Annotated in this window: 14 protein-coding genes; 7 read left to right on the top strand and 7 right to left on the bottom strand. The window is 64.7% G+C overall.

The genetic code is table 11. From position 1 onward, the window contains the following. A partial coding sequence (locus NKJ88_RS31240) for a nitrate reductase (RefSeq protein ID WP_502904782.1) occupies positions 1 to 2810 on the top strand: 2810 nt, incomplete at its 5' end. 67 nt (positions 2811 to 2877) lie between these two features. Here NKJ88_RS31240 and NKJ88_RS31235 read toward each other — a convergent pair. The 5 genes from NKJ88_RS31235 to NKJ88_RS31215 are packed head-to-tail and all read right to left on the bottom strand — an operon-like array spanning position 2878 to position 7601. After that, on the bottom strand, positions 2878 to 4173 hold the full coding sequence (locus NKJ88_RS31235; RefSeq protein WP_023710024.1) for an NAD(P)/FAD-dependent oxidoreductase: 1296 nt from the start codon (positions 4171 to 4173) through the stop codon (positions 2878 to 2880). Continuing rightward, positions 4170 to 5153 carry a branched-chain amino acid ABC transporter permease gene (locus NKJ88_RS31230; RefSeq protein ID WP_352446751.1) on the bottom strand — a complete coding sequence of 328 codons (984 nt, stop codon included), beginning with the start codon at positions 5151 to 5153 and terminating at the stop codon, positions 4170 to 4172. Before NKJ88_RS31230 ends, NKJ88_RS31235 begins: the two co-directional genes overlap by 4 nt. Beyond that, a complete protein-coding gene (locus tag NKJ88_RS31225; protein WP_023710022.1) occupies positions 5150 to 6058 on the bottom strand; it encodes a branched-chain amino acid ABC transporter permease in 909 nt (302 codons plus the stop codon). The genes NKJ88_RS31230 and NKJ88_RS31225 overlap by 4 nt, the downstream gene beginning before the upstream one ends. Continuing rightward, entirely contained in the window at positions 6055 to 6804 is a 750-nt protein-coding gene (locus tag NKJ88_RS31220; RefSeq protein WP_023710021.1) for a branched-chain amino acid ABC transporter ATP-binding protein, read from the bottom strand. Before NKJ88_RS31220 ends, NKJ88_RS31225 begins: the two co-directional genes overlap by 4 nt. Then, complete coding sequence (locus tag NKJ88_RS31215; RefSeq protein WP_023710020.1) at positions 6801 to 7601, bottom strand: ABC transporter ATP-binding protein; 801 nt, start codon at positions 7599 to 7601, stop codon at positions 6801 to 6803. Before NKJ88_RS31215 ends, NKJ88_RS31220 begins: the two co-directional genes overlap by 4 nt. A 124-nt stretch (positions 7602 to 7725) precedes the next feature. Between NKJ88_RS31215 and NKJ88_RS31210 the strand changes: the two genes are divergently transcribed. The 6 genes from NKJ88_RS31210 to NKJ88_RS31185 are packed head-to-tail and all read left to right on the top strand — an operon-like array spanning position 7726 to position 12065. Then, entirely contained in the window at positions 7726 to 8448 is a 723-nt protein-coding gene (locus NKJ88_RS31210; protein ID WP_023710019.1) for a GntR family transcriptional regulator, read from the top strand. 1 nt (position 8449) lies between these two features. Next, on the top strand, positions 8450 to 8938 hold the full coding sequence (locus tag NKJ88_RS31205) for a DUF3830 family protein (RefSeq protein WP_023667857.1): 489 nt from the start codon (positions 8450 to 8452) through the stop codon (positions 8936 to 8938). Then, positions 8939 to 9292, top strand: a complete 354-nt coding sequence (locus NKJ88_RS31200) for a TIGR04076 family protein (RefSeq protein ID WP_023667858.1) — start codon at positions 8939 to 8941, stop codon at positions 9290 to 9292. It begins immediately after the preceding gene. Further along, positions 9289 to 10344: an aldo/keto reductase gene (locus NKJ88_RS31195; RefSeq protein ID WP_023667859.1), complete on the top strand. Its 1056-nt coding sequence runs from the start codon at positions 9289 to 9291 to the stop codon at positions 10342 to 10344. The genes NKJ88_RS31200 and NKJ88_RS31195 overlap by 4 nt, the downstream gene beginning before the upstream one ends. Beyond that, positions 10341 to 10769 carry a hypothetical protein gene (locus tag NKJ88_RS31190; RefSeq protein WP_023667860.1) on the top strand — a complete coding sequence of 143 codons (429 nt, stop codon included), beginning with the start codon at positions 10341 to 10343 and terminating at the stop codon, positions 10767 to 10769. The genes NKJ88_RS31195 and NKJ88_RS31190 overlap by 4 nt, the downstream gene beginning before the upstream one ends. 36 nt (positions 10770 to 10805) lie before the next feature. After that, entirely contained in the window at positions 10806 to 12065 is a 1260-nt protein-coding gene (locus tag NKJ88_RS31185; protein WP_023692246.1) for an ABC transporter substrate-binding protein, read from the top strand. An 81-nt stretch (positions 12066 to 12146) separates the two neighbouring features. Here NKJ88_RS31185 and NKJ88_RS31180 read toward each other — a convergent pair whose 3' ends face one another. Both NKJ88_RS31180 and NKJ88_RS31175 read right to left on the bottom strand, forming a co-directional pair. Next, on the bottom strand, positions 12147 to 13169 hold the full coding sequence (locus tag NKJ88_RS31180; RefSeq protein WP_023710017.1) for a LacI family DNA-binding transcriptional regulator: 1023 nt from the start codon (positions 13167 to 13169) through the stop codon (positions 12147 to 12149). After that, positions 13163 to 13954, bottom strand: a complete 792-nt coding sequence (locus tag NKJ88_RS31175) for a transporter substrate-binding domain-containing protein (protein ID WP_023710016.1) — start codon at positions 13952 to 13954, stop codon at positions 13163 to 13165. Before NKJ88_RS31175 ends, NKJ88_RS31180 begins: the two co-directional genes overlap by 7 nt. Positions 13955 to 13968 lie beyond the last annotated feature (14 nt).

Raw genomic sequence — 13968 nt, 5'->3', positions numbered from 1 at the left:
CCCCCCCGCGTCTGGGGGGGGGTGGGGGGGGGGGGGCGCCGCTTGGGGCGCGGGGGGGGGTCCCGGGCGCGGGCGGCCCCCACCCCGACCATCCAGCGAACTTCGGCCGGCTCTGCTCCAAGGGCTCGGCCCTGGCCGAAACCATCGACCTCGACGGCAGGCTGCTCTACCCCGAAATCCACGGTCGCCGTGCCGGCTGGGACGAGGCGCTCGACCGCGTCGCTTCGACCTTTTCGCAAACCATCGCCGAGCACGGTCCTGACTCCGTCGCCTTCTATGTCTCCGGCCAGTTGCTGACCGAAGACTACTATGTCGCCAACAAGCTGATGAAGGGCTTCATCGGCTCGGCCAACATCGACACCAATTCGCGGCTATGCATGGCCTCCTCGGTTGCCGGCCACCGCCGCGCCTTCGGCTCCGACACCGTGCCCGGCACCTACGAGGATCTCGAGCTCGCCGACCTGATCGTGCTGGTCGGCTCCAATCTCGCCTGGTGCCATCCCGTGCTCTTCCAGCGCATCGCGACGGCCCGGGAAAAACGACCGGAGATGAAGGTCGTGCTGGTCGATCCTCGCCGCACCATGACCGCTGATATCGCCGACATGCACCTGGCGATCGCACCGGATGGCGACGTTGCTTTGTTCACCGGACTGCTCGCCTGGCTCGGCCGGCACAACGCGCTCGAGCGCGGCTATGTGACCGCACACACGACCGGCTTCGGCCAAGCTCTCTTCGCCGCATCGGCGCTCGACCTTGCCGGCATTGCCGCCGCTACCGGCCTGAGCGAGGACGAGCTCACCCGCTTCTACAACCTGTTCGCCGCGACTGCGAAAACCGTCACTGTCTACAGCCAGGGAGTGAACCAGTCGTCTTCGGGCACCGACAAGGTCAACGCCATCATCAACTGCCACCTCGCCACCGGCCGCATCGGCAAACCTGGGGCAGGGCCGTTTTCGGTGACCGGCCAGCCCAACGCCATGGGCGGCCGCGAGGTCGGCGGCATGGCCAACATGCTGGCTGCCCATATGGAGATCGATAACCCCGAGCACCGCGACCGCGTGCAGCGTTTCTGGAATGCGCCGGCCGTCGCCCAAAAGCCCGGTCTGAAGGCGGTCGAGATGTTTCAGGCGATCGCCGCCGGCCGCATCAAGGCACTGTGGATCATGGCCACCAACCCGGTCGATTCGATGCCGGATGCCGATGCCGTCGAGGCAGCGATCAAGGCCTGCCCGTTTGTCGTGGTTTCGGATGTGCTGGCGAGCACGGACACCGTGCGTCACGCCCATGTGCGGCTACCCGCCGCCGCCTGGGGCGAGAAGGACGGCACCGTGACCAATTCAGAGCGCCGCATCTCGCGCCAGCGCAGCTTTCTTGCAGTGCCCGGCGAGGCGCGGCCGGATTGGCAGATCATTGCCGAGGTGGGCAAGCGGATGGGGTTTGGCGAGGCGTTTGCGCATGTGACGCCGGCGGAGGTTTTCGCCGAACACGCCGCGCTGTCGGGTTTCGAGAATGACGGCGCGCGGGATTTCGATATCGGCGCTTATGGTGCGATCGATGCCGACGCCTATGAAGAATTGGCTCCGTTCCAATGGCCGGCGCCGAGCCCAGCCACCCCCCTCTGGCCTGCCGGCCATCTCCCCCGCAAGGGGGGAGATCAGCCGTCGCCTCGGCCTTCGCCAATTACCAACGATGCAGAAGATATGCCGGCGTCAAAGCTGCCAATCTCCCCCCTTGCGGGGGAGATGTCCGGCAGGACAGAGGGGGGTGTTCAAGCGGGACTTGACCCTTCCAGCACCCGCTTCTTCGCCAACGGCAATTTCTACAATCCCGACCGCAAGGCGCGCTTCATCGCCATTCGTCCCATCGTCGAGACACGCACCAGCCCGGACTATCCGCTGATCCTCAACACCGGCCGTGTTCGCGACCATTGGCACACGATGACCCGCACTGGGAAAAGCCCACGTCTCTCCCAGCACATGGCCGAGCCCTTCGTCGAGATCCACCCGGCGGATGCCACGCATCACGGCATTGGCGACGCCGACATCGTGCGCGTCTCCAGCCTGCGCGGGGATGTGCTGGTGCGCGCGCTGGTGACGGCACGCCAGCGCCGGGGGAGCGTGTTTGCGCCGATGCACTGGACCGATCAGTTTTCGGCAAAGGGCCGCCTCGACACGCTGACCGCGCCTCTGACCGATCCGGTTTCCGGCCAACCTGCGCTGAAACATGTCGGCGCCCGTATCGAGAAATTCGCCGCGAGAGCCTTCGGCTTCGCTGTGGTGCGCCGCAAGCCGGTGGCGCTCGCAGCAGATTACTGGGCCGTGGCCAAATGCAAGGGCGGCTGGCGGGTGGAGCTTGCCTTTGCCGGCGATGACATCGACTGGGCTGGTTTTGCTGGTTCGCTTTTCGATGTTCCCGTAGCCGACATGCTCGCCTATCACGACCGCGATACCGGCCAGCATCGCATTGCTGCCTTTGACGACCAGCACCTCGCCGGGGCTTTGTTTATCGCGTCGGGACCGGTGGCGGTTTCGCGGGGTTGGGCGGCACAGCAACTCCAGGAGGTTCACACCAGCCAGCGCGAACGCTTCAGGATCGTCGCCGGTCGCGCCGGCGCCGATCGGCCCGATGCGGGCGCGACCGTCTGCTCCTGTTTCAGCGTCGGGGTCAACCAGATCGTGGCGGCAGTGGCGGCCGGGTGCACGACAGTCGAAGCCGTAGGCGGCGCCCTGAAGGCCGGCACAAATTGCGGCTCCTGCCGGTCCGAGATCCGGGCGGTCATCCAGGCCAATCGGGTTCAGGCTGCGGAGTAGGTGCGGCTGGATCTGACGATATCCTCTTGGGCCACCATGGTCATCGATTGCGGAAGGTGGTGGCTGTCTAATCCAGCCGGTCGCGCAGGATGCTCCAGGGGAGCAGCATATTCGGTGCATAGCGCACGAGCTTGTGCAGCGGGATCGGCGCTGGCGGCGCGAAGGGGAGCGGCAGATCGCGGGCGTCCGTTCCGCTCGCCCAGTTGGCCAGCACCTTGCCCATTGCCGTGGTCATGGCGATGCCGCGGCCGTTGCAGGCGAAGCCTGCGATCAGGCCTGGGCCGAGGTCGATGAGACGCGGCAGGAAATCCGGCCCCACCGCCGCCACGCCTGTCCAGCTGTAGGCAAGCGGCGGCAGGTCAGGCAAATCGAGATGCCTGGCGAGCCGTCGCCAGATTGTTTGCGGCACCCGCGTCTCGGCGCCGGCTCCGACGACATGCATGCCGCCGCTGATCAGCCGGTTCTGGCCATCGCAGCGGCACGTGAACAGGTTGCGCCTGGTGTCGCCAACGCCCTGGCCGCCGGGCATCAGGCGCGCGCGTATGGCGCGCGACAGCGGCGCAGTGGCGATCTGGAAGACTTTCAGCGGGATATACGTCCGTGCCAGTGTCGGGTTCAGCTCTCCACCATAGGCGTTGGTGGCGACCAAGACCTTGCCCGCTCGCACAGTGCCGGACGCAGTCTTCAAGGCCCAGCCATCCGGCGTGCGGTCGATGGAAGTGACACGCGTCTGCTCGAAGATGCGTGCGCCAACCTTTTCCGCGGCGTCGGCCAGGCCGCGCGCATACTCGACCGGATTGAGGACGCCGCCCGAGTTGTCCATCCAACCGCCGGCGTAGCCGCCGATACCGGTGAGCGTCGTGACCGCCTTGGCATCGAGCGTTACGGTCGGCCTGCCCCGCGCCGCCCATTGCTCGGCGCGCGATCGCGTCTTTTCCAGCGCGGCGGACGAATGCGCCGGCTGGATCCAACCGTTCTGCACAGCGTCGCATTCGATGCCATGCCGCTTGATCAGGCCGAAGACGAGGTCAGCGCTTCCCGCGGCGAAATCGATCAGCCTCCCGCCGCGCTCGGGTCCGAGTTCGGCGATGATGTCGTCTGGATCCCGCTTGGCGAAGTTCGGAACGACGAAGCCGGCATTCCGGCCGGTCGCACCCCAAGCGATGAATTCGGCTTCGAGGACCGCGACCGAAAGCCCTTTCTCAGAGGCATGCAATGCCGTCGACAGGCCGGAAAAGCCGCCGCCCACAATCGCGAGATCGACGTCGAGTCCGCCTTGCAGCGCGCCCCGGTCGCGGCGGTTGCGGCTGACGGCATGCCAGAGCGAAACGCCATACGCTTGCTGCCGGATCATGGCATTCATGATCCGGCCTCGTTCTCGTTGGCCGCCGCCTTTGTCTGTGTGCCGGGCTTCGGTCGGCGCGGCCGGTCGCCGAACAATCCGTTAGGCCGCATCAGCAGGATGACGCAGAGCATGACGCCGATGGCGACGATCTGCAGTGAGGCCGCGCGTGCTTGCTGCTCGGGCGCAAACAGCACGCTGGTCAGCGTGCCCGACCCCGCCCATATCGCCCAGACCAGGATGCTGCCGGCAACGGCGCCGGCATTGCTGCCCGAGCCGCCGACGATCAGCATCACCCAGACCTGGAAGGTCAGGATCGGCAGATAGTTATCGGGCGCGATGAAGCCGGTGAAATGCGCCTGCAAAGCGCCGGCCAGCGCCATGATAGCGCCGCCGACGGCGAAGGCCTGGACGCGGTAGAAGCGCGCGCTCTTGCCCAGCGAAATCGCCGCTCGCTCGTCCTCGCGCAGCGCCTTGAGCACGCGGCCCCAGGGGCTGCGCGACAGGTGCTCCAGAGCGAGATAGGCGATCAGCGTCACAGCCGAAACGACGGCGAGGTTCGACAGGTTGAACAGCAGCGGCGTTTCGGCAAGGCCGCCGAACGGGCGCGGGATGAAACCGATGCCGAACGGGCCGCCGGTGAGTTTCTGCGCGTTGAGCGCGACCAGCTGCACGACGACGGCGACGCCGAAGGTGGTGATCGCCAGGTAGTCGGATCGCAGACGCAGCGTGGCCATGCCGGTAAGTGCTGCGGCGATACCGCCGACGACCATGGCGCCCGCCCAGCCGACCAGGATCGGCAGACCGAAGCCGCCGAAGCGCGCGGCATCGTCCGGGGTCGTCAGCAGCGCCGATGTATAGGCGCCGATGGCGACGAATCCGGCAAGGCCGACATTGAAAAGGCCAGTCAGCCCCCACTGCAGATTGAGCCCCAGTGTGACCAGCGAAAAGATCAGTGCGGTGGTCAGGAAGAAGGCGCCGTAGCCGAGCAGGTCCATCAGCGTTCCCTCACACCAAACAGGCCGATCGGCCGAACGAACAGCACCGCCATCAGGATGATGAAGGAGATTGCGGCGCGCCATTCGGCGCCGATCAGCTGCACCGCACCGGCTTCGGCAAGACCGATGATCAAGCCGCCGAGCACAGCGCCCGGAATGCTGCCGATGCCGCCGAGGATGGCTGCTGCAAACATCGGCAGCAGCATGTCGAAGCCCATGAACGGGCGGATCTGCACCAGAATGCCGATCATCACGCCGGCCACGCAGGCCAGCGCCCCGCCGATGATCCAGGTGACGCGCACCACGGAGGCAACATCGATGCCGACGATGCGGGCCAGGGCCGCATTTTGGCTCAGCGCCTGCATGGAGCGGCCGGTCTGCGTGCGTGTCATCAACAGATGCACGCCGAGCACCAGCACTGCGGTCAGCAGCAGCAGCGCGATCTGATCGGGCGTGATGCGGATGCCGAAGCCGACCGGCATGGCGATCTGGATCGCCCGGCTGAAATAGGTCGGGCGTGAGCTGAAGGTGAATTCGAGCAGGCTGCGCAGCGCCATCGAGGCGCCGAAGCTCGCCATCACCACGATGATGGCTTGCCCCTGCGAGCGCAGCCGCGAAAACAGCACCTTGTCGAGCAACAGCGCCAGCAGGGCGGTGAAAGCCATGCCGACAACCAGCGCAACCAGCAGCGGCCAGCCGAAGGACAGCGGACCAATGGGCGCCACCTTGCCGAACATCGCGCCGATGGCGCTGACGACGGCGAGCGTCGCATAGGTGCCCCAGGCCATGAAGTCGCCATGGGCGAAGTTCGAGAAGCGCAGGATCGAGTAGGTCAGCGTCACGCCGATGGCGCCAAGGCCGATCATCGAGCCGGTCAGCAGCCCATCGACGACAAATTGCAGGCTCATGCCGCGCCTCCCTTGCCGACGGGGGACGGGCGTTGGCCGAGATAGAGTTCGGCGACGACAGGATCGTTCCACAATTCGGATGCCACACCCTCGTGCCGGTCCCTGCCTTCGACCAGCACATAGGCGCGGTCGCCGATGGCAAGCGCTGCCTTGGCGTTCTGTTCGACCAGCAGGATGGTGACGCCGGACCTGCGGATGCCGGCCAGCATCTCGAACACCGTCGATACGAATTTCGGCGAAAGGCCGGCCGACGGTTCGTCGAGTACCAGCACCTTGGGATGGACGATCAGGGCGCGCGCGACGGCAAGCATCTGCCGCTGTCCGCCCGACAGATTGCCGGCGGCGGTGCGGCGCTGGCGGACGAGGTCGGGGAAGGCCGTGTACATTTCCTCGATGCGGGCAGGGATTTCGCGTCGCTCGAGGATGCCGCAGGCGACTTTCAGATTGTCCTCGACCGACATCAGCGGGAAGATGTTCTCCGTCTGCGGTACGAAGGCCAGGCCGAGCCGAACCATGGTGTGGGCGGGAGCAGCAGTTATGTCCTTGCCGTCCAGGAACACCGCGCCGCCGGTGATCGGGACAAGGCCGGCGATCGCCTTGATGAAGCTCGACTTGCCGGCGCCGTTGGGACCGAGCACGACGACGATCTCGCCCTTGCCGACGGTGATCGAGGCGCCGCGCACGATCGGCACGCCGGGCTCGTAGCCGGCTTCGAGGTTGCGCACGTCGAGGACCGTCTCACTCATGCTGGGCCTCCGAGATAGGCCTCGATGACGCGCGGGTCGCGGGCGACCTCTTCCGCAGTGCCTTCGCTGAGCAACTGGCCGCTCGCCATGACCAGCACGCGGTGGCAGAGCCGCGTCACCATGTCGATATTGTGCTCGATCAGCAGAAAGGTGATGCCGCGCGCGTTGATGTCGCGGATGCGGTCGATGATGATCTCGAGCAGCGTTGCGTTGACGCCGGCCGCCGGCTCGTCGAGCAGGATGATCGCCGGATCGGCCATCATGACGCGGGCGAGTTCGAGCAGCTTGCGTTGACCGCCGGAAAGCACGCGTGCCGGTTCGTGCGCCAGCCGAGCGAGCGAGACGAGCTCGAGCAGCTCGAGTGCCTTTGCCCTGGCTGCTCTTTCCTGTGCCGCCACTCGCCACGGCGTGACGAAGTTGGCGAGCAATTTTTCGCCGGCTTGGCCCTGCGCCGCCAGCATGATGTTTTCGATCAGCGTCAGATTGGGCAGGGGGCGCGGGATCTGGAAGGTGCGGCCAAGACCACGGCCGATACGCAGATGAGCGGCTTCGCCGGAGACGCGCGTGCCATTGAGCAGGATATCGCCGCTGGTTGGCAATATGCTGCCCGCCAACAGATCGAACATCGTCGTCTTGCCGGCGCCATTGGGTCCGATCAGGCCGAGGATTTCGCCCGCTTTGACATCAAACGAGACATTGTCGACGGCGACAAGGCCGCCAAAACGCCTGACGACGTTTCGTGCCGTCAGAACTGGCGCACGGGTCTCCTGCCGTTGGCGCTCCGCTGCATCGCTCATCAAACCCTCTGGCCGAAGACGATCGTTGTCGCCTCCTGATTTTTGATTTGTGATCACACTTGCGTTGATCACGCTATTCGGCTTTAATTTCATTCGCAAGCCGAAAACGGGGCAAATGCCGGTAATGCAGAAGGCTGCCATCGACAAGAACAACGGGACGATCGCAGCCCAGCTTACGCCGGTCGGCCGCGAGACGGTGCAGGATCGCGTCTATTCCGAGTTGCGCCGTGCTCTGATCGGTGGCCTTTTCGAGCCGAACCAGGTGCTGACTATCCGCGGTCTCGCCGATGCGCTGGTCACCTCGACCATGCCGGTACGCGAAGCGCTTGGACGGCTGATCACGGAAAAGGCGCTGGAGGCGCTGCCCAACCGCTCGGTGCGCGTGCCGCCGATCACGCTGGAGCGCATCGACGACCTCCTGCGCGCCCGCTCACTCATCGAAGGCGAAGCGATCGCGCTTGCCGCCACGCGTATGAGCCCGCGCCAGATCGCATCGATCGAAGCCATGCTGGGCGAGTGGGACGAGATGCGGGCCCTGAAGCACAAGAAGGATATCGATCGCGAAGCGACGCTCAACCAGAGCTTCCATTTTGAGATCTACCGCTGCTGCGGCTCGGCTGTGCTGATCCCGATGATCGAAAGCCTCTGGCTTCAATCGGGTCCCTGCATCCGCGTCGCCATCTATGCCTTCTCCGAGGCAGGCGAGGTTGATACCGCCCACTATCATCGTCGAATTGTCGCGGCACTTGCCAAACAGGATGCGCAAGCGGCGCGCGAGGCGCTGGTAGCCGACATCAGCCGCCCCTTCGCCTTCCTGCGCGACAAACTTCAATCGGCGAAGGACTGACATGCCCAAGCCCGCCATCGGCATCACAGAACCACGCTCGAAGCTTTCCGTGACGGCGCTGCTATTGCCCGAAAAGGCGCCGGAGAATGCCGCCTTCCTGCTGGCGTATCTGGCGCAGCCACGCATCATCCCAGGCATCCATGCGATGTGGACAGGACCGGAAATCTCGTGCCCGGTTCCGTCAGCCGATCTCCACGGCCAGGCCTATGCCCAGTCTTTGCCACCGGAGAATGCAACGCTGACGCCGCAGCCCGGCGATATCGTGCTGTCCTATGTGCCGCCACGCGTGTGGGGCGGCAATCCCAATGCCATCTTCGATATCGGCCTGTACTACGGGCAGGGGGCGCGGCTGCTGTTCCCGATCGGCTGGCTGGCCGGCAGCGTGGTCGCGCAAGTGCTTGCCGGAGAGCGCGATCAGTTTGCCGCCGCCTGCGGCGTCATCCGCCGCAACGGCGCCTGTGACATCACCTTCAGCCTGGTGGAGGCCTGAATGGCCGACGACAGTTTCGAACTCTTCGATCTGCGCGTCGAAGCGGTCATCCCCGAGGGCAAGCCGGTCTATTGCGGCGCCAGGGCCGGCGACTATTTCGAACTCAAGGGCGAAATGCTCTCGCTGCCGGCAGGGCAGGGTTTTTCGATCTATTCGATCTCGGCCGTGTTGCCGCTCCTGGCGGCAAAGCAGCGCCCGACGCATGCAAATGACTGGATGACCTCGGATGCCGAGATCGCCTGTCCCGATCCCAATTGCGCCAGCCGGCTCCGCATCGTCAGGCTTGCCAAGCGGCGGTTCAGCCATGCCGAAACCACGGCCGTGCCGCTGCCGAAGGAGACCGACAAGGGATGACCGCCAGGACCATCGAACTCAGCCCCGGCTATGGGATCTCGCGAGTCATCCGCGGTGGCTGGCAGCTGGCCGGCGGGCATGGCGCCGTCGACCGCAGCCAGGCGGTGACCGACCTCATCGCCACTTTCGATGCCGGCATCTGGACCTATGACTGCGCCGACATCTACACCGGCGTCGAGGAACTGATCGGCGCCGCGCGCCTGCGGCTGGCCGGCGAGCGCGGTCTCGATGTCGCGGCCAGGATGAAGGTGCACACCAAGCTGGTGCCGGACCTCGAACGACTGGCAGGCATCAGCCGCGACTACATCAGGGGCATCGTCGATCAGTCGCTTCGCAGGCTCAAGACCGAGCGGATCGACCTCGTGCAGTTTCACTGGTGGGATTATGACCAGCCTCGTTACGTCGAGGCGATGGGTTGGCTCGACGAGCTTCGGCTGGAAGGCAAGGTGCGCAATCTCGGCACCACCAATTTCGATACGCCGAGGCTAGCCGAAATCCTCTCCGCGGGCATCCCGCTGGTCAGCCAGCAACTGCAATATTCAGTGCTCGACCAGCGGCCGGCAAACAGCCTTGCGGGCCTTGCCGCTAAGAACGGTGTCCGCTTCCTCTGCTACGGCTCGGTGGCGGGCGGCTTCCTCAGCGACAAATGGCTTGGCGTGGCCGAGCCCTCCACGCCGCTCGAAAACCGCTCGCTGGTCAAATACAAGCTGATCATCGACGACTTCGGCGGCTGGGAGCTGTTCCAGTCCCTGCTCAAGGCGCTGAAAGCGGTCGGCGATCGCCACGGCGTCGACATTGCCACCATCGCCTCGGCATGGGTGCTCGAGCAGCCGCAGGTCGCGGCCGTCATTGTGGGTGCGCGCAACCAGGCACATGCGCTGGCCAATACGAAAATCATGGACGTCGCGCTCGACGCCGACGATCGCGCGCGGATTGCTGCCGCCATCGCACAAGGCACCGGCCTCGCGGGCGATGTCTACGCGCTGGAGCGCGACCGTCATGGCCGCCACGGCTCGATCATGCATTACAACCTCAATGCGGGGAAGAAATGAGCGGAGAGCCTTCCCTTTTTTCGCGTGCCAGCGCTGAAATCATCGACCTGCATCGCTTCTTCGTCGACTGGTTTGTCGCCGCGCGAGCCGACGCTGTGGAGTTCGGCCGCTTCGAGGCTGTCATGGGCGAAGGCCTCACCATGGTGGCGCCGAATGGCCAGATCCTCGATCGCGACGCGGTCGTAGATCATGTCCGGACAAGCCGCGCCACTTGCGACGACGGTTTTGCCATATCGATCGAGGACATCAGGCCGGGTTGGCAGGACGCGGACACGATCGTCATCTTCTACATCGAGGCGCAACTGCGCGCCGGCAAACACAGTCGCCGGCAGTCCAGTGCGGTCTTCACCACCAGTTCATCGGCACCAAACGGCGTCGAATGGCGGCATCTGCATGAGACCTGGCTGCAGGCGCCGGAAGGCTGAACAGGCAAAAGTTCAAACAAGAAAAGGGGAACGGCAATGAAGAAGACGATACTTCAAATCACCACAGCACTGGCTCTCGTGACGATGGCCGGCGCCGCACACGCAGCGGACTGCAAGATCACCGTCGGCCTGGTCATGGAGCTCACCGGTCCGGCCGGCGAATACGGCCAGGCCGGCGCGAAGTCCGTCGAAATGGCCTTCCGCGACATCAATGAAGCCGGTGGCGTACGCGGCTGCGATCTCGCAACCGACACGCGCGACAGCCAGAGCCAGGGCAATATCGCGGTCGATGCCGCGACCCAGCTGGTACAGGTCAAGAAGGTGCCGGTGATCATCGGCGGCATCATCTCCTCGGTGTCGATCCCGATTTTGACCTCGGTCACCGGGCCGGCCAAGATCGTGCAGGTGTCGCCGGCTTCGTCCTCGCCGACGCTGACCGCCCTTGGCCGCGACGGCAAGACCAACGGCATCTTCTTCCGCACCATCACGTCGGATGCGCTGCAAGGCGTGGCCGCCGCCAAATACGCCATCGACAAGGGCTTCAAGAAACTGTCGATCATCCATGTCAACAACGACTTCGGCGTCAACATGGTGGCCGAATTCTCGCGTGCCTACAAAGCGCTCGGCGGCACCATCGTCTCCGACACGCCCTATAATGAAAAGCAGTCGAGCTATGCTTCGGAAGTGACGGCGGCGATGGGAGGCGAGCCGGACGGACTCTACCTCGTCAGCACGCCGGTCGACGGCGCAACGGTCGCCCGCACCTGGATATCGCAGGGCGGCGTGCAGAAATTCCTGCTCAATGACGGCATGAACAGCCCGGACTTCATCGAATCCGTCGGCGCCGATTATCTGAAGGATGCCTATGGTACCTCTTCCGGCACCAGCCCGACGGCATCCACCGACTATTTCCTGAAAAACTACAAGGAGTTTTCGGGCATCGAACCGTCGAACCCGGCAGCCGACCGTTCCTATGATGCCGGCGCCATTGTCGGTCTCGCCATTGCCATTGCCGGTTCCGAGGATCCAGCCAAGATCAAGGATGCCATGTACAAGGCGGTCGATCCTGCCGGCACACCGATCTATGCCGGCAAGGACGAGTTCGCCAAGGCGCTCGGCCTGATCAAGGACGGCAAGCCGATCCGCTATGAAGGCGTCATCGGTCCGGTCAGCTTCGACAAATATGGCGACATCACCGGTCCGTTCCGGCTGTGGAAGATCGTCGACGGCAAGGTGACGACCGACGGTGAAATGACAACCGACGACGTCAACGCGCTGCAGGCGAAATTGCAGTAGGCGCCGGTACATTGTCCGGCGCGATCTCCGTTCGATCTCTGGGAGATCGACGCCGGACAAGCAGTCCAACATCGGCGCTAGTTACGCGGTCAAGCGCGAAATCAGCCGGGTCAATATAACGACAGGCGGCTGGCCGGGCATGAAGACCTGCGGATTGGAGAGGGCGCCGACGATATGACCCACATAGTCTGATTTGTCGTAGCCGATTGACGATATCGGGTAGGCGTCGAAATTGGTCAGGGACACATTGTCGAAGCCATAGAGGCGGAAGCGGCTGGGCCGGTTGTCGGGGAAATCCGCCCGGCAGACATCCAGAACACCCATGGCCATCGCGTCGGACGTACAAAAGACCGCATCGGGACAGCCGCGTCCCGTCAGGCCGGCGGCTGCCGCATAGCCCGACTCGTAGGAATAGTCTCCCTGGACCGTCTGCAGCAGTTCAATTCCATGATGCCGGAACGCTTCGAGGTAGTGGCCGATGCGCAGCTGTTCGACCCGCGAGGACGAACGGCCGGTCAGCAGGCTGGCCGTGCGCGCGCGCTTGGCCGCCGCATCCGCCACGGCCTCGGCGATGCCGACGCCTTCATCGGGAATGACGGTGGGTGACAGATCGTCATGCAGTCCGTTCAGCATGATGACCAGGTCCGAGCGAAACATGCGCCGCACCGTCGCTGCATCGGCAAAGTCGGAGAACACCACGGCGGCATCGACATGATAGGCAACGCCGTTGCGCAGAAAATCCTCGACCCCGTCCGCCGAGCCGATGCGGATGAGGATGACCTGCTTGCCGATCGACTGGATTGCGTCGAGCAGCCGGTCGAACAGGTCGAGATCTGAAAGGTCGTGAATGTGGTTGACCACGACGGCAACCAGATTGACGGTCTTGGTGGTCAGGCTTTGCGCCAGGAGATTGGGTTTGTAGCCGAGCTGGGCGGCGGCCTGCACGACACGCTCGCGTTTGTCCGCCGAGACCGGTCGCGGTCCGCTCGACAGCGCACGGCTGGCCGCGGCGCGCGACACGCCTGCCAGCCGCGCGACGTCGGCGATCGTTGCGACGGCGCCTCGACTGTGCGCCGATCGGTTACCGGTAGTGGGTGTCACCACAGCGGGTTGAGCGCCGGCGGGTTGGAGTCCGGCCCCCACCACTTCTTGTAGGTCGTCTCATAGGTGCCCGACTGGATGAAGTCGGACACGAACATGTCGAGCCACCGGACGAATTCGGGATCGCCCTTGGCGACCGCGATGCCGATCGGATCGTTGGAATAGAGGCCTGGCAGCGTCACCAGGCTCGGTGTCTTGGTCGCGAGGTAATCGAGCAACGAGGAATCCTCGATCGCCGCATCGACGCGCTTCTGTTGCAGCTGCAGAACCCCGTCGGGCGCGAACTGGTCGACATAGACGAGCTCTGCGTCCGGCACGGCCGCCTTGAGGAAGGTTTCGCCCGTGGTGCCGCGGCCGACGACAACCTTCTTGCCGGCGAGCCCCTTGAGGTCGGTTATCCCGGCATCTTTCTGGACGATGACGCGCAGCCCGGCCCGGTTGTAGGGGATGGTGAAGTTGACGGTCTTGGCCCGCTCGAGCGTTGCAGAGGTGTTTGCGACCGCGACATCGATCTGTCCCGACACCAGCATGGAAATACGCGCATCGCCCGAGACGTCGACGAACTCGACCGGCACACCGAGCTTTTGCGCCAGCAGCGTCGCGACATCGACATCGTAGCCGACAGGGTTGTTTTGTGCATCGCGAAAGCCGATCGGCTCGCCGCCGAGCGATACGCCGATGCGAATGGTGCCGCGTGAGCGGATGTCGTCAATCATGCCGGCAAGGGCTGGAAATGCCGAACCGGCCACGATGGCCAGCGCGGCGAAGGCACGCAGTAGGGTCTTCATGGTTCCTCTCCTTA

Origin of the sequence: Mesorhizobium sp. M0016 (genome assembly GCF_040324035.1) — a bacterium.
Lineage (GTDB): Bacteria > Pseudomonadota > Alphaproteobacteria > Rhizobiales > Rhizobiaceae > Mesorhizobium.
This window is presented reverse-complemented; position numbering and strand designations above follow the sequence as displayed.